The organism is Falsiroseomonas tokyonensis, assembly GCF_019024325.1.
GTDB classification, from domain to species: domain Bacteria; phylum Pseudomonadota; class Alphaproteobacteria; order Acetobacterales; family Acetobacteraceae; genus Falsiroseomonas; species Falsiroseomonas tokyonensis.
Genome location: NZ_JAFNJS010000005.1, coordinates 152,542 through 169,308 on the forward strand (window position 1 = coordinate 152,542; position 16,767 = coordinate 169,308).

The 16,767-nt window shown below is 68.8% G+C and carries 16 protein-coding genes; 10 read left to right on the forward strand and 6 right to left on the reverse strand.

The genetic code is table 11. The features are described 5' to 3' along the window. Nucleotides 1-23 precede the first annotated feature (23 nt). Nucleotides 24-1,370 (forward strand): MmgE/PrpD family protein, encoded by a 1,347-nt coding sequence (locus J3S20_RS17445; RefSeq protein ID WP_216837793.1) that lies wholly within the window; start codon nt 24-26, stop codon nt 1,368-1,370. Continuing rightward, nucleotides 1,367-2,482 (forward strand): M20 family metallopeptidase, encoded by a 1,116-nt coding sequence (locus tag J3S20_RS17450; protein ID WP_216837794.1) that lies wholly within the window; start codon nt 1,367-1,369, stop codon nt 2,480-2,482. The genes J3S20_RS17445 and J3S20_RS17450 overlap by 4 nt, the downstream gene beginning before the upstream one ends. On the opposite strand, the gene J3S20_RS17455 is transcribed toward J3S20_RS17450, so the two are convergent. Continuing rightward, nucleotides 2,479-3,909 carry an NAD(P)-binding domain-containing protein gene (locus J3S20_RS17455; protein ID WP_216837795.1) on the reverse strand — a complete coding sequence of 477 codons (1,431 nt, stop codon included), beginning with the start codon at nt 3,907-3,909 and terminating at the stop codon, nt 2,479-2,481. The two genes, J3S20_RS17450 and J3S20_RS17455, sit on opposite strands and share 4 nt — an antisense overlap. Before the next feature lie 215 nt (nt 3,910-4,124). Between J3S20_RS17455 and J3S20_RS17460 the strand changes: the two genes are divergently transcribed. Genes J3S20_RS17460 through J3S20_RS17475 form a run of 4 tightly spaced genes read left to right on the forward strand, consistent with a single transcriptional unit; the run spans nt 4,125 to nt 7,939 of the window. Beyond that, a complete protein-coding gene (locus J3S20_RS17460; RefSeq protein WP_216837796.1) occupies nt 4,125-5,060 on the forward strand; it encodes a fatty acid desaturase in 936 nt (311 codons plus the stop codon). A 31-nt stretch (nt 5,061-5,091) separates the two neighbouring features. Further along, on the forward strand, nt 5,092-6,135 hold the full coding sequence (locus tag J3S20_RS17465) for a TRAP transporter substrate-binding protein (protein WP_216837797.1): 1,044 nt from the start codon (nt 5,092-5,094) through the stop codon (nt 6,133-6,135). Continuing rightward, nucleotides 6,132-6,626 (forward strand): TRAP transporter small permease, encoded by a 495-nt coding sequence (locus J3S20_RS17470; RefSeq protein WP_216837798.1) that lies wholly within the window; start codon nt 6,132-6,134, stop codon nt 6,624-6,626. Before J3S20_RS17465 ends, J3S20_RS17470 begins: the two co-directional genes overlap by 4 nt. Then, nucleotides 6,623-7,939: a TRAP transporter large permease gene (locus J3S20_RS17475; RefSeq protein WP_216837799.1), complete on the forward strand. Its 1,317-nt coding sequence runs from the start codon at nt 6,623-6,625 to the stop codon at nt 7,937-7,939. The genes J3S20_RS17470 and J3S20_RS17475 overlap by 4 nt, the downstream gene beginning before the upstream one ends. On the opposite strand, the gene urtE is transcribed toward J3S20_RS17475, so the two are convergent. The 5 genes from urtE to urtA all read right to left on the reverse strand — a co-directional run bounded on the left by urtE (nt 7,940) and on the right by urtA (nt 13,318). Further along, complete coding sequence (urtE, locus tag J3S20_RS17480) at nt 7,940-8,632, reverse strand: urea ABC transporter ATP-binding subunit UrtE (protein WP_216837800.1); 693 nt, start codon at nt 8,630-8,632, stop codon at nt 7,940-7,942. Between the two features lies 1 nt (nt 8,633). Further along, nucleotides 8,634-9,374 (reverse strand): urea ABC transporter ATP-binding protein UrtD, encoded by a 741-nt coding sequence (gene urtD / locus J3S20_RS17485; protein ID WP_216837801.1) that lies wholly within the window; start codon nt 9,372-9,374, stop codon nt 8,634-8,636. Continuing rightward, nucleotides 9,371-10,372 carry an urea ABC transporter permease subunit UrtC gene (gene urtC, locus J3S20_RS17490; protein WP_456305700.1) on the reverse strand — a complete coding sequence of 334 codons (1,002 nt, stop codon included), beginning with the start codon at nt 10,370-10,372 and terminating at the stop codon, nt 9,371-9,373. The genes urtD and urtC overlap by 4 nt, the downstream gene beginning before the upstream one ends. Nucleotides 10,373-10,461: 89 nt before the next feature. After that, nucleotides 10,462-12,030 carry an urea ABC transporter permease subunit UrtB gene (gene urtB / locus J3S20_RS17495; RefSeq protein WP_216837803.1) on the reverse strand — a complete coding sequence of 523 codons (1,569 nt, stop codon included), beginning with the start codon at nt 12,028-12,030 and terminating at the stop codon, nt 10,462-10,464. 43 nt (nt 12,031-12,073) lie between these two features. Beyond that, a complete protein-coding gene (urtA, locus tag J3S20_RS17500; protein WP_216837804.1) occupies nt 12,074-13,318 on the reverse strand; it encodes an urea ABC transporter substrate-binding protein in 1,245 nt (414 codons plus the stop codon). Nucleotides 13,319-13,585: 267 nt separating this feature from the next. Here urtA and J3S20_RS17505 point away from each other — a divergent pair, with 267 nt between their 5' ends. Genes J3S20_RS17505 through ureC form a run of 4 tightly spaced genes read left to right on the forward strand, consistent with a single transcriptional unit; the run spans nt 13,586 to nt 16,764 of the window. After that, the gene (locus tag J3S20_RS17505) at nt 13,586-14,410 is read left to right on the forward strand and encodes an urease accessory protein UreD (RefSeq protein ID WP_216837805.1); all 825 of its coding nucleotides are present in this window, start codon (nt 13,586-13,588) and stop codon (nt 14,408-14,410) included. 40 nt (nt 14,411-14,450) lie between these two features. Further along, a complete protein-coding gene (locus tag J3S20_RS17510) occupies nt 14,451-14,753 on the forward strand; it encodes an urease subunit gamma (protein WP_216837806.1) in 303 nt (100 codons plus the stop codon). Next, the gene (locus J3S20_RS17515) at nt 14,750-15,055 is read left to right on the forward strand and encodes an urease subunit beta (protein WP_216837807.1); all 306 of its coding nucleotides are present in this window, start codon (nt 14,750-14,752) and stop codon (nt 15,053-15,055) included. Before J3S20_RS17510 ends, J3S20_RS17515 begins: the two co-directional genes overlap by 4 nt. Further along, complete coding sequence (ureC, locus tag J3S20_RS17520) at nt 15,055-16,764, forward strand: urease subunit alpha (RefSeq protein ID WP_216837808.1); 1,710 nt, start codon at nt 15,055-15,057, stop codon at nt 16,762-16,764. Before J3S20_RS17515 ends, ureC begins: the two co-directional genes overlap by 1 nt. The last annotated feature ends 3 nt before the right edge of the window (nt 16,765-16,767 follow it).

Genomic DNA, 16,767 nt, shown 5'->3' on the forward strand with positions numbered 1-16,767 from the left:
CGCCGCAGCAGGGGGTTCCGCGCATGGCAGGGCTGGCGCCGACGCAGCGCATCGCGGAATGGATTGCGGAACTGCCGCGCAGCCGCACAGCGGCGGTGGCGCCGCTCGCCATCGCCGGCCTGCGCGATGCCGTGGGCGTGATGCTGGCCGGCGCGGCGGAGGAAACGCCACGCCGTGTCGCCGCGGCGGTTGCGCGCTGGGGTTCCGGTTCCTCGCGCGTGATCGGCACGGGGCAGGCGCTGGCGGCACCCTGGGCGGCGCTGGTGAATGGCGCGGCGGCGCATGTGCTGGATTATGACGACACCTTCAACCCGCTCGCCGGCCATGCCACGGCGGTGCTGGTGCCGGCCATCCTCGCACAGGGCGAGGAGCGCGGCGCGGAGGGCGCGGCGCTGCTGGATGCGCTGGTGGTGGGGCTGGAGGTGATGGCCTGCATCGGGCGCGGCGTGAATCCGCGCCACTACGCCCTTGGCTGGCATGCGACCTCCACCATCGGCGCGCTTGGTGCCGCCGCTGCCTGCGCGCGGCTGCTGCGACTGGGGGCGGACCAAGTGCGGGATGCGCTGAGCCTTGCCACCAGCATGGCCAGCGGCAGCCGCATGCAGCTGGGTGCCATGGCCAAGTCCGTGCATGCCGGCCTCGCCGCAAAGTCCGGCGTGCTCGCGGCGAGCCTGGCCGAGAGCGGCGTCGAAGGCACGGCGGAGGCGCTGGCGGGTCGCTGGCGCTTCGCCGAGATGTTCGCTGGCGGTGCCGCATCCGAAGCCGCCATGACACCGCCCGCCGAGGGGGCGGCGCTGGCGATCGAGGCCGTCGGCATCAGCTACAAGGCCTATCCCACCTGCGCCGCCACGCATCTCTCGCTCGACGCGCTGCTGGCCCTGCGCGTGCCGCCTGAGCGCATCGCGCGCATCGAGACCGCACTGCCCGCCGTGCTGGCCGGCAACCTGGTGCACGAAAGCCCGACCAGCGGCATGGAGGCGCGGTTCAGCATGCAATATTGCCTCGCCACGGCCGCGTTCCAGGGCCAGGTGGCGCTGGCGGATTTCGAGGGCGAGGCGATCCATCGCCCCGCCATCCGCGCGCTGATGCCGCGCATCACCATGCAGGCCCTGCCGGATGCGGAGCCGCGACCGGCAACCAGCGTGACCGTCCACCTGACTGATGGCACGCACCGCAGCGAGACCCGCAGCATCCGCCGCGGTGCTGCCGAGAATCCGATGACGCAAGCGGAGCATCTGGCCAAGTTCCGCGACTGCGCGGCCCGTGTCCTGGGGCCGGCGCAGATCGAAGCCGCCCTGGCCGCCCTTTCGGTGCTCGCCGAGACCGGCGATGCCACAACCCTCGTGACGAAACTGGTGCCCGCCGCATGACCTTCACCACCGACGCCCTGCTCGCCGCCATCCGCCCCTGGGTGGAGCATGAGACGCCGACCGATGCGCCGGATGCGGTCTCCGCGCTGATGGCGAAGGTCGCTGCGGAAGCCAGCGCCGCCGGCGCGCGCAGCGAGATCATCCCGGGCCGCGACGGCCTGGGCGACCACCTGCTGCTGCGCTCGCCCTGGGGCGGCGATGCGCCGGGTATCCTGGTGCTGTCGCATCTGGATACCGTGCATCCGATGGGCATGCTGGCGCGCATGCCCTTCCGCGTGGCGGAGGGCATCGCCTATGGCCCCGGCATCTACGACATGAAGGCCGGCGCGCGGCTGGCCTTCGAGGCCTTCCTGTCTTTCCTGCGCGCCGGCACGCACACACCGCTGCCCATCACCTATCTGTTCAACTCGGATGAAGAAGTCGGCAGCCCCACCAGCCGCGACCTGATCCGCAGCCTCGGCGCCCGCGCGAGATACGTGCTGGTGACGGAGCCGGCGCGGGAGGGCGGCAAGATCGTCACGGCCCGCAAGGGTGCGGCGCGCTTCGACCTGGTGGTGAAGGGCCGCGCCGCGCATTCCGGCAGCCGCCACCAGGATGGCCGCAGCGCGATCGGCGAGCTCGCGCACCAGATCATCGCGCTGCATGGCATGACCGATTACGCCCGCGGCGTGACGGTGAATGTCGGCACCATCGCCGGCGGCACGCGGCCGAATGTGGTGGCGGAGGAAGCCCGCGCCGCCATCGACATGCGCCTGCCAACGCCGGCGATTGCGGAGGAGATGCTCGCCAAGGTCCATGCCCTGCAGCCGCAGGGGCCTGACGTGACGCTGACCATCACCGGCGGCCTGAACCGTCCGCCCTATGAGAAGACGCCCGGGATCGCCGCGCTCTTTGAACATGCGCGCGGACTGGCGGCCGAAATCGGCTTCGATCTGCAGGACCTCAAGACCGGCGGCGGCAGCGACGGCAATTTCTGCGCCGACCTTGCCCCGGTGCTGGACGGGCTCGGCGCCGATGGCAAGGGCGGGCACACGGATTTCGAGCAGATCCAGCTCGACAGCCTGGTTCCGCGCGCGGAGCTGCTGCGCCGGCTGATGGAGACGCTGCGCTAATCTGCCGCGATGCGCGTCGGGTCGATCTCCACCTGCGCCACGTCATAGGCGCGGAGCGACTCATAGAAGCGCGGCAGGTCACTGGCGAACAAGCCGCGCGTGATCCCGGCGGCCAGGCGCGGCACGGCGATGCCCATGGCGTTGATCGAGGCGCCGGCCGGCCCGAAGGACATGGTGGTGCCGATGCCGAACAGATGGATGTCTCGGAGCCAGGGCGTCTCTCCCGGCACGCGTTCCTCAAAACTGTAGTCGTCGGCGAGATAGGGGAACTCGCCGAGGCGCGGATTGGCTTCCTCGGGCGGCGGCGTGTAGCGGTCCGACCAGCGCGCGATATTATGGGCGCAGCCGGCCAGTTCCGGGACCAGCGTCGGATCCATCCGCACGCCCGTGCCGCAGATCAGGAAATCGGCGCGGAAGTCGCCGCGCGCCGTGGCGAGCAGCGCCTGGCCATCCTGCACCGAGGCACCCGTCCAGGGCCTGCCGACATGCATGGCGAAATTCGGGAAGGCGAGCACGCGCGCATAGGTGTCGGGCGGAAAACCTTCCCGCAACCCCAGCACATGCGCCATGAAGCGCCAGCGCCATTCATCGGGCATCTCATGGATATGGCGCATGAAGCCCGCGAAGGTCAGCCAGCGATAGGGCTGCACCACCATCGGCTCCGCGCGCCGGCAGAACAGATGCACCTCCGCGGCGCCCGCCTCCAGCGCCATGGCGGCATTGTCGAAGGCGGAGGCGCCGGCGCCGAGCACCGCGACCACTTTGCCGCGTAGCGAAGCGAAGTCGATGGGATCCGCGCTGTGGGCGCGCAGCGGCCGCGGCAATGCGGCGACGAATTCGGGCATCCACCAGATGCCGGCGCCTTCCTGCCCCGTGGCCAGCACCACCTTGCGCGCCAGCATCGGGCCCGCCGTGGTCTCCACCCGCAGGCAGGGCAGCCCGTCATCGGTGCGGGCGGGTGAGATGCGTCCGGCCGTCACGCCATTGCGCACCGGCACGCCGACCACGCGCCGCAGCCAGAGCAGGTAGTCGTTCCACAACTCCTTCGGGATATAGCGCAGCTTCTCCCAGGACGCCGTGCCGAACTGCGCCTCGTGCCAGGCCTGGTAGGTGAGGGAGGGCACGCCGAGATCCGGGCCGCTCTGGTCCTTCCAGGACCGCAGGTTGTGCATGCGGGCATAGGTCAGCCAGGGCCCTTCCCGCCCATACTCCGCGCGGTCCAGCACCAGCAGGTTGCGCACCTTGTCGCGCATCAGCGCAAAGGCGGTGACCACGCCGCATTGCCCGCCGCCGACCACCAGCACGTCCAGCACGGGCGCACCGCTGCAGGTCTTTGGTTGCAGCCACTCCATCCGCGGATGGGCGATGAGGTCGAGGTCGCGCCGCGCATCGGCTTCGAGCGCCGCGAGGCTGCGAGGTGCGGGCAAGGCGGGTCACTCCGGCTGGGGGTTGGCGCGCAGAAGATGGTCGAAAACGGCCGGAATGCCAGCCAGCAAAACCGGGGTCGCGGGCCTGGCGGCGCGAGGATGGCGCGTATACCGGCAGGCTCTGCTTGCGTGCCGCGCAGCCTCGGTCTGCGCCTGGTCCGGCAGTCCGCGGATGCCGCTTGCAAGCCGCAGCCTTTTGTTGCCACGCTGACGCCATGCAGGAGAAGAGCCTTCCCCGCGCCGCGGCTCTCGCGCCGTCACCCATCTGGTGGCGGCGATGGGAGCTGCCGACCTGGGGCGTGATGCTGGCGATCTATGCCTGCTGGTTCGCGCTGGTCTGGTTCCATGCCAGCATCCCCTGGCCGCTGCTGATGCTGGGCGGGGCCTATGTGCTGGCCTGGCATTTCTCGCTGCAGCATGAGGCGATCCATGGCTGGCGCAGCATTCCGCGCTGGCTGCGCACGGCCTTGGTCTGGCCGCCGATCGGCGGTTGGCTGCCCTTCGAGCTCTACAAGCGCAGCCACACGGCGCATCACCGCAACACGGTGCTGACCTATCCGGGCGAGGATACCGAAAGCGTCTATCACCGGCAGGCGGACTGGTCCGGCTATTCGCGGCCCTGGCGCGCCGTGCTCCTGTTCAACCAGACCCTGCTCGGGCGGCTTACCGTCGGGCCCATCCTGCGGCTGCGCAAGCTGGTGCTCATCGAGTTCGGCAAGCTGCGCGCCGGCGATTTCCGCGATGTGCCAATCTGGCTCGGCTTCTTCGCGGGGCTCGCCGTGGTGCTGGGCGTCGTCTCCGGCATCGCGGGCATGCCGGTCTGGCAGTACTACCTGATCTTCGTGCTGCCCGGCCTCAGCCTCGGCCTGCTGCGCGCCTTTATCGAGCATCGCTGGGGACCCACGCCGGGGGAGCGTACGGCGAGCGTCGAATCGAACTGGGTCTTCGGCCTGCTGTTCCTCTGGAACAACCTGCACATCGTGCATCACCTCTATCCGCAGATGGCTTGGTTCGAGATCCCGGGCTTCTGGCGCCGGCATCGCGAACGTCTGCTGGCCCATAACGGCCATTACGTCTTTCCCGGCTATTTCGACATCGCACGCCGCTGGCTGCTGAAGCCGGTCTTCGTGCCGGCGCATCCGGCACGCTGAGCCTCGGCGCGCGCAACCAAGGACAGGGACCATGATGATGAAGCGACGTCACCTGCTCGGGGCGGGCCTGACCCTCGCCGCACCCGCCACGCTCCGCGCCCAGGGCGCGCCGCAATTCACCTTCCGGCTGCACAGCTTCTCCTCCCCCACCGCGCTGGACCACACGCTGCACCTGGACCCCTGGGCGGCGAAGGTGGCGCAGGAATCGGGCGGGCGCATCAAGATCGAGGTCTTCCCGGCCATGCAGCTCGGCGGCCAGCCGCGCGACCTGGTGCAGCAGCTGGAAGACGGCGTCGTCGATATCATCTGGACCGTGCCCGGCTTCACCCCGGGCCGCTTCATGGGGACGGAGGGGCTGGAACTGCCCTTCATGAATACCGGCCTCTCCGCCACCGAAAGCCCGGCGGCCATGGAGTTCATCGGCAAGCACCTGGCCGATACCGAGTACCGCGGAATCAAGATCATCGCCGTGCATGCGACGGACCGCGCGCTGGTGCATACCTCGCGCAAGCCGATCCGCACCATGGAGGATTTCCGCGGCCTGAAGCTGCGCGTCGCCGGCCGCTTCATCGGCGAGGCGGTGACCGCGCTGGGCGGCACACCCGTCGGCATCCCGCTGGGCGGCGTCTATGAGGCGACGGCGCGCAACCAGGTGGATGGTTTCCTGATCAATTGGGCGATCACGCAGCCCTTCCGCCTGTATGAAGTGGCAAAATTCCACAGCGAGCCGCCGGGCGTCGGCCTGTTCCAGGGCATGATCCTGACGCTGATGAACGGCCGCAGCTACAACCGCCTGCCGCCCGACCTGAAGGCGGTGATCGACGCGAATTCCGGCCCCGCCCTCGCCGCCGATCGTGGCCGGATCTGGGATACGCAGACCAAGCCCGCCGTGGATGCGACCATCGCCGCGGGCAACGAGATCATCTCGATCGGGCCGGAGGAAAAGGCGCGCTGGCGCACCGCCGTGCAGCCGGCCTACGACGCCTGGATCGCCGAGATGACGCGCCGCGGCCGCAATGGGCGCGCGATGTTCGAGGATCTGCAGGCCATCACGGCCAAGCACGGCCGCGCGTGAGCCTTGCCGCCCTGCGCGGGGCGCTGACGCGCCTCGCCGTGATCTGCGCGCTGCTGGGTGGGGCGCTGCTGTTGTTGGCGGTGGGGGTCACCACCGCCTCCGTCCTGCGTGGCGCCTTCGGCACGCCGATCCTGGGCGATAGCGAAATCGTCGAACTTGCGCTTGGCGTGGCCGTGGTGCTGTGCATGCCGCTCTGTGAGATGAAGGGCGCGCATGTGCTGGTGGACTTCTTCACCCAGGCGCTGCCAGCACGTGGCGCCGCCGGGCTGGATGCCGTGATGCGGGCCGTGGCGGCGCTGGTGGTTGCCATCCTCGCCTGGCGGCTGGCCATCGGCGGCTACAATATGTGGGACCGGGAACGGGATTCGATGTTTCTGCAGCTGCCCTTCTGGTGGGGCTATGCGGCAGCGGCGGTGGGCATGGCAGCCTGGAGCCTCTGCGCCGCCTTCGTCGCGGTGGAGAGCTTCGTCCGTCTGCGTCGGCCGGCATGAGCAACTTCGCCATCGGCCTCACCATGTTCGGCGGCGCGCTGGCGCTGATCGCGCTGCGCATGCCGGTCGGCATCGCCATGCTGCTGGTGGGCGGGCTGGGCTATGCCGAGATTTCGGGCTGGGACCGGCTATTCGCCACGCTGAACACGCTGACCTTCAGCCGCTTCTCCTCCTACACGCTCTCCGTCATTCCGCTGTTCCTGCTGATGGGCGACTTTGCCACCAAGGGCGGCATGAACCGCGCGCTGTTCCGCTGCGCGCGCGCCTGGATGGGGCATTGGCGAGGCGGCCTGGCGGTGGCCAGTATCGGCGGCTGCGCGGCCTTCGGCGCCATCTGCGGCTCCTCGCTCGCCACCGCCGCCACCATGTCGCAGGTCGCGCTGCCGGAGATGCGGCGGCACGGCTATTCCCCCGCTCTGTCCACCGGCACGCTGGCCGCCGGCGGCACGCTGGGCATCCTCATCCCGCCCAGCGTCATCCTGGTGATCTATGCGATTTATACGGAGATGAGCATCGGCGCGCTTTTCGTCGCCGCCGTCATCCCGGGGCTGATCGCGACCGCTGGCTATATGCTGGTGGTGAACATCTATACGCGCCTGTCCCCCGGCGCCGCACCGCCCGCCGAGCGCGTGCCCTACCGCGAACGCCTGCGCGCGACGGCGGAGGTCTGGCCGGTGATGATGGTCTTCGTCATCGTCGTCACCGGCATCTATGGCGGCTGGTTCAGCGCGACCGAGGGCGCGGCCATCGGGGCCGCCGCCACAGGCATCCTCGCCGTCGTGCTGGGCGGCATGCGCTGGCAGGGGCTGAAGGAGAGCCTGCTCTCCACCGCGGAGACCACGGGCCTGATCTTCCTGGTGCTGCTGGGGGCGGAACTGTTCAGCGCGGCGCTGGCGCTGTCGCACCTGCCGTCCGAGCTCTCCGCCATGGTCGCGGCGCTGCCGATTCCGCCGCTGGCGATCCTGGCGGCGATCATCTTGGTCTACCTTATCCTCGGTTGCTTCATGGAAAGCATGGCGATGGTGCTGCTGACGCTGCCCATCTTCGTGCCGCTGATGCTCGGCCTGGATTTCGGCCTGGACCGCACGCAGGTGCTGGTGTGGTTCGGCATCCTGGTACTGATGAGCGTGGAGGTGGGCATGATCTCGCCGCCCTTCGGCCTGAACCTCTTCGTCATCAACGCCATGGCGAAGGACATCCCGATGGGCGAGACCTATCGCGGCGTGCTGCCCTTTTGCCTCGCGGATATCCTGCGCATCGTCATCCTGCTGCTGTTTCCGGCGCTGTCGCTCTGGCTGCCGGGTCTTTGGTAGTCAGACGGTCAGCAGCTTGCGCACCGCCGTCTCGTCCAGCGTGCCGGCGGGGCCGCCGAGCGCCACCTCGCCGCGCACCATGACGGCGATGGAATCGGCCAGCTCCCGGGCAAAATCGTAGTACTGCTCCACCAGGATCACGGCCATGCCGCGGTCCTTCGCCAGGTGGCGGATGACGCGAGCGATGTCCTTGATGACGGAGGGCTGGATGCCCTCCGTCGGCTCATCCAGGATCAGCAGCCGCGGCCGGGCGCAGAGCGCGCGGCCGATGGCAAGCTGCTGCTGCTGGCCGCCGGAAAGATCGCCGCCGCGCCGCCGCAGGAATTGCCGCAGGATCGGGAAGAGGTCGAAGATTTCCGAATCCACGCCGGACCCCCGCGGCGCCGCGGCCAGCGCCGTCTCCAGGTTCTCCCGCACCGTGAGGAAGGGAAAAATCTCGCGCCCCTGCGGCACATAGCCGATGCCGGCCCGCGCGCGTTCCGCCGGGCCCAGCCGCGTCACGTCGCGGCCTTCCCAGGTGATGCTGCCGGCACGCACCTTCTCCAGCCCCATGATGGCGCGCAACAGGGAGGATTTGCCGACACCATTGCGGCCGAGCACGGCGGTCACCTTGCCGGGCTCGGCCTGCAGTGAGACGCCGCGCAGGCACAGGCTGGCGCCGTAGGAGAGGTCGATCGCGGAGACCGTCAGCATCTCATCGCCCCAGATAGACTTCGATCACGCGCTGGTCGTTCTGAACATGATCGATCGATCCCTCCGACAGCACGCTGCCGTCACACAGCACCGTCACGCGGCGGCCGAGGGCGCGGACGAATTCCAGGTCGTGCTCCACCACCACCACGCTGCGGCGGCCGGCGATGCGGACCAGAAGGGCGGCGGTGTGCTCGGTCTCGGAATCCGTCATGCCGGCGACGGGCTCGTCCACCAGCAGCAGCTCCGGGTCCTGCATCAGCAGCATGCCGATCTCCAGCCACTGCCTTTGGCCGTGGCTGAGGATACCGGCCAGGTCCTGGGCACGTTCGGTCAGGCCGATCTCGGCCATGGTCTGCTCGATGCGGGTGCGGGCCTCGCCGTTCAGCTTCCAGCGCAGGCATGCAATGGGGCCGCGCGGGGCCTTCAGCGCAAGCTCCAGGTTCTCGAAGACGGTCAGCGCGTCGAACATGGTGGGCTTCTGGAACTTGCGGCCGATGCCGAGATTGGCGATGCCGGCCTCGTCCATCCGCGTCAGGTCGGTCTCGCCGAACAGCACCTTGCCGGCGGTGGGGCGGGTCTTGCCGGTGATGACATCCATCATCGTCGTCTTGCCGGCGCCATTCGGCCCGATGACGGAGCGCAGCTCCCCCGGCTCCACGATCAGCGAGAGGTTGTTCAGCGCGCGGAAGCCGTCGAAGACGACGGAGACGCCATCCAGATACAGGCGACGGCCCTCGCTCATTGGACGCGCCCCTTGATCAGTCCGATCAGCCCCTTCGGCAGGAACAGCGTCACCGCCACGAACAATGCGCCGAGGACGAACAGCCAGAGGTCCGGCGCCGCGCTGGTCAGCCAGGTCTTCAGCCCGTTCACGGTGAAGGCGCCGAGCACCGCGCCCACCAGCGTGCCGCGCCCGCCGACCGCCACCCAGATCACCGCCTCGATGGAATTGGCGGGGCTGAACTCGCCGGGATTGATGATGCCGACCTGCGGCACGTAGAGGGCGCCGGCCAGGCCCGCCAGCATCGCCGAAAGCACGAAGGCAAACAGCTTGTGGCTGGTCGTGTTGTAGCCGAGGAAGCGCACGCGGCTCTCGGCATCGCGGATCGCCGTCAGTACGCGGCCATACTTGCTGCGCGTCAGCCGCAGGCAGATCAGGAAGGACAGCACCAGCGCCACCAGCGAGGCATAGAACAGCCCCGCCCGCGCGGCGGAAGTATTGAGGGCAAAACCCAGCAGCTCCTTGAAATCCGTGAAGCCGTTATTGCCGCCAAAGCCCATGTCGTTGCGGAAGAAGGCGAGCATCAGCGCGAAGGTCATGGCCTGCGTCAGGATGGAGAGATAGACGCCAGTGATGCGGCTGCGGAAGGACAGGAAGCCGACGATCAGCGCCAACATGCCCGGCACCAGCAGCACCATCAGCATGGCGAAGGGAAAGCTGTCGAAGCCGAGCCAGTACCAGGGCAGTTCCTGATAACCGAGGAAGACCATGAAGTCCGGCAGCACCGGGTGGCCATAGACGCCACGCGGCCCGATCAACCGCATCAGATGCATGCCCATGGCATAGCCGCCCAGCGCGAAGAAGGCGCCATGGCCCAGCGAGAGTATGCCCGCATAGCCCCAGGCCAGGTCCAGCGACAGCGCCAGAATGGCGTAGCAGATCCATTTGCCGGTGACGGAGACGAGGAAGTCCGAGACATGCAGCGGATGCGTGACGGGCAGCAGGTTCAGCAGCGGCATGATGCCGAGCAGCAGCACAAAGATGCCGAGACCCGCGCGCAGGCCGAGCCGGAGCCGCGCATCGGCGACGGGGGGTGCGACAGCCAGGCTCATGCCTCCGCCGCCCTCCCTTTCTGGGCGAACAGCCCGCGCGGCTTGCGCTGGATGAACAGCATCGCCGCAACCAGCACGAAGACTTTCGCCAATACCGCGCCAGCCCAGGGCTCCAGGATCTTGTTGATGATGCCCAGCCCGAAGGCGCCCACCAGCGTCCCCGCCAGCGATCCCACGCCGCCGAAGACGACGACCAGAAAGCTGTCGATGATGTAGCCGGTGCCAAGGTTGGGGGAGACATTGTCGATCTGGCTCAGCGCCACGCCGGCGATGCCGGCAATGCCGGATCCGAAGGCGAAGGTCAGCGCATCCATGTGCCCGGTGCGGATGCCCATGGAGGCGGCGATGGCCCGCTTCTGGGTCACCGCGCGCATCTCGAGCCCGAAGCGGGTGAAGCGGATGGCGGCGACCGTCAGCCCCAGGATCACCAGGGAGAAGACCAGGATCCACAGCCGGTTCTGCGTCACGGCGATCTCGCCCGGCAGCATCAGCGTGCCCTGCATCCAGGGCGGGCTGATGATCTCCCGGTTCTGTGCACCGAAGGCCAGGCGCACGGATTGCTGGATCATCATGCCGACGCCGAAGGTCATCAGCAGCGTCTCCAGCGGTCGGCCATAGAGATGCCGGATCAGCCCACGTTCCATCGCGGCACCACAGGCCGCCGTCACCAGGAAGGCGGCGGGCACGGCCAGGGGCAGCGACCAGGGGGCGAGCATGGGAATGCCGCGCAGCGCCTCCTGCACGATGAAGGTGGTATAGGCGCCGAGCATGACGAATTCGCCGTGCGCCATGTTGATCACGCCCATGACGCCAAAGGTGACCGCCAGGCCCAGCGCCGCCAGCAGCAGCACGGAGCCGAGCGACAGGCCCTGGAACAGCGTCTCGGCCGCGCGGCGCACGGCCAGGCGCTGGTCGATCGCGGCTACCGCTTCCTCGATCTGCGCCGCTATAGCGGGGTTCGTGGCGCGGGCTTCCAGCAGCACGGCGCGCGCCTCGGGCGAGGAGGTCGCGCCCAGCGCCGTCACCCCCAAAAGCTTGTTCTGTGGGTCATCCGCCATCAGCCGGGACGCCGCCAGCGCCAAGGCGAGGCGGGCGCGGATCGCGGGCACCGTCTCCCGCGCCAGGGCCGCGTCCAGCAGCGGCACATTCTCGGCGGAGCGGCTGCGGAACACCGCTTCCGCCGCGGCCTGGCGGTCGGCGGGATCGGGCGAGACCAGCTGCAGCCGGCCGAGCGCGCCGCGCAGCGCCACGCGCACGCGATTGTTCAGGCGCACGGGCTCCGCGCCCGCCGCTTCGGCGGCGGCATTGGTCAGCGCATCCTGCACGCCCGCATCGCCGCGGATCAGCAGCGTGCCATCCGCCTGGCGCAGCAGCCGGCCATCGGCCAGCGCGCGCAGCAGGGGCAGGGCGCGCGGATCGCCGCTGGCGCCGAGGCGGTCCACGGCTTCCGCCGTCTGGTTGAAGCCGGTGCCGAGCCCTGTAAGCCCCGCGGTGAAGGCATCCTGCGCACGCGCCGGCAGTGCCAGGGCGCAAAGCAGCAGGAGAATGAGGACGGGATGCTTCATGCGAAGATCGGGGAGGCGACGGACCACCGCCTCCCCCAATCCTTCAGCCGCGGCGCCGGTTCGCGTTCTCCGGGATGAAGGGCGACCAGTTCTCGGCCGGGATGGCGGTCGGCGTCTTCCAGACGATGTTGAACTGGCCGTCGGCCTGGACCTCGCCGATCATCACGGGCTTGGACAGGTGGTGGTTGCGGTGCATTTCCTCGGTATAGCCGGAGGGGGCTTCCACCTTCTGGCCGTACATCGCCGTGCGCACCGCATCGACGCTGGTCGTGCCGGCCTGCGCCACCGCCTGCGCCCACATCTTGAATCCGGTGAAGGTGGCTTCCATCGGGTCGTTGGTCACGCGGCGCGGGTTCTTGATATAGGCCTGCCACATCGCCTTAAACTGGGTATTGGCCGGCGACTGCACGGACATGAAGTAGTTCCAGGCGGCGAGGTGGCCGACCAGCGGCCGCGTATCGATGCCGGCCAGCTCCTCCTCGCCCACCGAGAAGGCGACGCAGGGAATGTCCTCCGCCTTGATGCCCTGGTTGCCCAGCTCGCGGTAGAAAGGAACGTTGGCGTCACCGTTGATCGTCGAAACGATCGCCGTCTTCTTGCCCTCGCCCGCGAAACGCTTCACGCGGCTGACGATGCCCTGCCAGTCGCTGTGCCCGAAGGGGGTGTATTCCTCCATGATGTCGCTCTCGGGGATGCCCTTCGAGATCAGGAAGGCGCGCAGGATGCGGTTCGTGGTGCGCGGATAGACATAGTCCGTGCCTAGCAGGGCGATGCGCTTGGCCTCGCCGCCATCCGCGCCCATCAGGTATTCCACGGCCGGGATCGCCTGCTGGTTCGGCGCGGCGCCGGTGTAGAAGATGTTCTTGCTCTCCTCCTCGCCCTCATACTGGACCGGGTAGAAGAGCAGGCCGTTCAGCTCCTCGAAGACTGGCAGCACGGATTTGCGGGACACGCTGGTCCAGCAGCCGAAGGTGACATCCACCTTGGAGACGGCGAGCAGCTCGCGCGCCTTCTCGGCGAACAGCGGCCAGTTGGAGGCCGGGTCCACCACCACGGCTTCCAGGCGGCGGCCGAGGATGCCGCCGGCGGCGTTTTGCGCCTCGACCATCATCAGCACGGTATCGCGCAGCGCCGTCTCGCTGATCGCCATGGTGCCGGAGAGGGAGTGCAGCACGCCGACCTTGATCGGCGCAGCCTGGGCGAAGGAAGGGCGGATGGCGGGCGCGGCCAGGGCGGTGCCGAGGCCGGCCAGCGCGGCGCGTCGCGTGATGGGCATGCGATGGATCATCTTTCCGAAGACTCCTCGGGAATGCACGAAGCGGTGGCGCGAGGCCGCCTGCCGGCCAGGTCCCCCTCCGCCTGCTGCATTGCGAGATGCGTGCCAAAGCTATGGCATACGATCCATGCGCGGCTGCGCCTCCATTCCGGAAGCACAACTCTTTCGGCCTGCCGCTGAATTGGGCTTTCCCTGCCCATTCCTCGCGGAAGCCGCATCCGGATTGGGCAGCAGCGTAACGACTGGCCGAGCCGCACGGCGCGTGCCATGTCTTGCGCGATGCTTCCCCAATCGGCCGCCGCGCCGCACCACCAACGCGCCCGCGGGCGCGTCGAACTCGACCTTGTCGCTGCAGCCGGCGGCGCCCGGATCGCGCATCTGTACCAGTCCGCGCCGCTGCGCCTGCTGTTTCCGGATTCCGATCCGGAGGAGCCGAAGCAGGCGGCGCTGGTCAACGTCGCGGGCGGGCTGGCAGGGGGCGACAGCCTCGATTCGGTGCTGAGGCTTGGCCCCAATGCGCGCTTCACGGCCACCACGCCGGCGGCCGAGAAAATCTATCGCAGCCTCGGTCCGCGCACGGATATCGCGACAGGCCTGGAGGTGGCCGAGGGCGCCACCTTCGAATGGCTGCCGCAGGAGACGATTCTCTTCGACGGCGCCCGCCTGCACCGGCGGCTGGACATCACCCTGGCCGCCGGCGCCCGGCTGCTGGCGGCGGAGATGTTGGTGCTCGGCCGCGCCGCGCGGGGCGAGGTGTTTCGCCAGGGGGTGCTGCGTGACCGCTGGCAGATCCGGCGCGAGGGGCGGCTGCTCTGGGTGGATGCGCTGCGGCTGGAGCCGGAGGCGCTGGGCCACCGCTTCACGCTCGATGGCGCCGGCGCGATGGCCACGCTGGTGCTGGCCATGCCGGAAGCCGCGGCGCATCGCGACCTGGCGCGTGATCTGGCGGAAGGCGGCGCGGGGCTGGTCGCGCCGGGGCTGCTGGTGGCACGCTGGCTGGGCGAGGCGGGGCCGGTGCGCCGGGGCCTCGGCGCCGCCATCCGCGCGCTGCGGGCAGCGGCGCTGGGCCTGCCGGCGCAGCTGCCGCGGCTCTGGCGCACGTGAGGTGGCATGGGCCATGCTTGGCAGGGATGAGAGGTGACGCATGAACCTGACGCCGCGTGAAAAGGACAAGCTGCTGGTCGCCATGGCGGCCACCGTCGCACGCCGGCGGCTGGAACGTGGCGTGAAGCTGAACCATCCGGAGGCGGTGGCCCTGATCACCGACTATGTGGTGGAAGGCGCCCGCGACGGCCGCAGCGTGGCCGAGCTGATGCGCGACGGCGCCACGGTGGTGACGCGGGACCAGGTGATGGAGGGCATCGCCGAAATGATTCACGAAATCCAGGTGGAAGCGACCTTCCCCGACGGCACCAAGCTGGTGACCGTGCACGAGCCCATCCGATGATCCCGGGCGAGCTGTTCCCCGCCAGCGGCGAGATCGAACTGAACGCCGGCCGCCCCTCGACCGAGATCGAGGTGGCGAATACAGGCGACCGCCCCATCCAGGTCGGCAGCCACTACCACTTCGCCGAAACCAACCCGGCGCTGCGCTTCGATCGCGCGGCCGCGCATGGCCAGCGCCTCGACATCCCCGCAGGCACGGCCGTCCGTTTCGAGCCGGGGCAGGCGCGCAGCGTGCGTCTGGTGCCCTATGCCGGCGATCGCATCGTGCACGGCTTCCGTGGCGAGACGGAGGGGAAGCTCTGATGCCCGCGAAGCTGTCCCGCCGCGCCTATGCCGGCATGTATGGCCCGACCACCGGCGACCGCCTGCGCCTGGCGGACACCGACCTGGTGATCGAGGTCGAGTGCGACCTGACCACCTATGGCGAGGAGGTGAAGTTCGGCGGCGGCAAGGTCATTCGGGATGGCATGGGCCAGTCGCAGGTGACTCGGGAAAATGGCGCTGTCGATACCGTCATCACCAATGCGCTGATCGTCGATCACGGCGGCATCTACAAGGCGGATGTCGGCCTGAAGGACGGGCTGATCCACAGCATCGGCAAGGCGGGCAATCCGGATACGCAGCCTGGCGTCACCATCATCATCGGCCCGGGCACGGAAGTGCTGGCCGGGGAGGGTCGCATCCTGACGGCGGGCGGCATCGACCCGCATATCCACTTCATCTGCCCGCAGCAGATCGAGGAGGCGCTGGTCTCCGGCGTCACCACCATGTTCGGCGGCGGCACCGGCCCGGCCCATGGCACCCTCGCCACCACCTCGACGCCAGGGCCGTGGCATCTGGCCCGCATGCTGCAGGCTGCCGAATCCTTTCCGATGAATCTGGGCTTCCTCGGCAAGGGCAATGCGGCGCTGCCGGCGGCACTGGAGGAGCAGATCCGCGGCGGCGCCTGTGGCCTGAAACTGCATGAGGATTGGGGCACCACGCCCAAGGCAATCGACACCTGCCTGAAGGTGGCCGATGCCTTCGACATCCAGGTCGCCATCCATTCGGACACGCTGAACGAAAGCGGCTTCGTCGAGGACACCATCCGCGCCATCGGCGGCCGCGCCATTCAGGCGTTCCACACGGAAGGCGCCGGCGGCGGGCACGCGCCCGACATCCTGCGGGTCATCGGCGAGCCGAATTTCCTGCCGTCCTCGACCAATCCGACGATGCCCTATACGCGCAACACGGTGGATGAGCATCTCGACATGCTCATGGTGTGCCATCACCTGGACCCGCGCATTCCGGAAGACGTCGCCTTCGCCGAAAGCCGCATCCGCAAGGAGACGATCGCGGCCGAGGACATTCTGCACGACCTGGGCGCCATCAGCATGATGTCCTCCGACAGCCAGGCGATGGGCCGCGTGGGGGAGGTCATCATCCGCACCTGGCAGACCGCGCATAAGATGAAGCAGCAGCGCGGCCGGCTGCCCGGCGAGACCGGCGACAACGACAATCTGCGCGTGCGCCGCTACATCGCGAAGTACACGATCAACCCGGCCATCGCGCAGGGCATCGCGACGCATGTCGGCAGCATCACCGTGGGCAAGCTGGCGGACCTGGTGCTGTGGTCGCCGGCCTTCTTCGGCGTGAAGCCGGACTACGTGCTGAAGTGCGGCACCATCGCCATGGCGCCGATGGGCGATCCCAATGCCTCCATTCCCACGCCGCAGCCGATCCATTACCGCCCCATGTTCGGCGCCTATGGCCGCGCCAGGACGCTGTCCTCCGTCACCTTCACCAGCCAGGCAGCGCTCGATTCCGGTATCGCCGAAAGGCTCGGCCTGCAGCGCCCCATGCTGGCCGTGACGAATACCCGCAACATCAGCAAGCGCGACATGGTGCTGAATGACGCGCTGCCGCGGATCGAGGTGGATGCCGAGACCTATGAGGTTCGCGCCGATGGCGAGTTGCTGGTCTGCGAGCCCGCCACCGTGCTGCCGATGGCGCAGCGCTACTTCCTGTTCTGAGAG

Coding starts and splice junctions, on each gene's coding strand:
- urtD (WP_216837801.1), bottom strand. CDS start 9,374: ATGAGCGAGGGCCGTCGCCTGTATCTGGATGGCGTCTCCGTCGTCTTC.
- J3S20_RS17510 (WP_216837806.1), top strand. CDS start 14,451: ATGAACCTGACGCCGCGTGAAAAGGACAAGCTGCTGGTCGCCATGGCG.
- J3S20_RS17450 (WP_216837794.1), top strand. CDS start 1,367: ATGACCTTCACCACCGACGCCCTGCTCGCCGCCATCCGCCCCTGGGTG.
- ureC (WP_216837808.1), top strand. CDS start 15,055: ATGCCCGCGAAGCTGTCCCGCCGCGCCTATGCCGGCATGTATGGCCCG.
- J3S20_RS17445 (WP_216837793.1), top strand. CDS start 24: ATGGCAGGGCTGGCGCCGACGCAGCGCATCGCGGAATGGATTGCGGAA.
- J3S20_RS17465 (WP_216837797.1), top strand. CDS start 5,092: ATGATGATGAAGCGACGTCACCTGCTCGGGGCGGGCCTGACCCTCGCC.
- urtA (WP_216837804.1), bottom strand. CDS start 13,318: ATGATCCATCGCATGCCCATCACGCGACGCGCCGCGCTGGCCGGCCTC.
- J3S20_RS17515 (WP_216837807.1), top strand. CDS start 14,750: ATGATCCCGGGCGAGCTGTTCCCCGCCAGCGGCGAGATCGAACTGAAC.
- urtB (WP_216837803.1), bottom strand. CDS start 12,030: ATGAAGCATCCCGTCCTCATTCTCCTGCTGCTTTGCGCCCTGGCACTG.
- J3S20_RS17460 (WP_216837796.1), top strand. CDS start 4,125: ATGCAGGAGAAGAGCCTTCCCCGCGCCGCGGCTCTCGCGCCGTCACCC.
- urtE (WP_216837800.1), bottom strand. CDS start 8,632: ATGCTGACGGTCTCCGCGATCGACCTCTCCTACGGCGCCAGCCTGTGC.
- urtC (WP_456305700.1), bottom strand. CDS start 10,372: ATGCCGCTGCTGAACCTGCTGCCCGTCACGCATCCGCTGCATGTCTCG.
- J3S20_RS17505 (WP_216837805.1), top strand. CDS start 13,586: ATGCTTCCCCAATCGGCCGCCGCGCCGCACCACCAACGCGCCCGCGGG.
- J3S20_RS17475 (WP_216837799.1), top strand. CDS start 6,623: ATGAGCAACTTCGCCATCGGCCTCACCATGTTCGGCGGCGCGCTGGCG.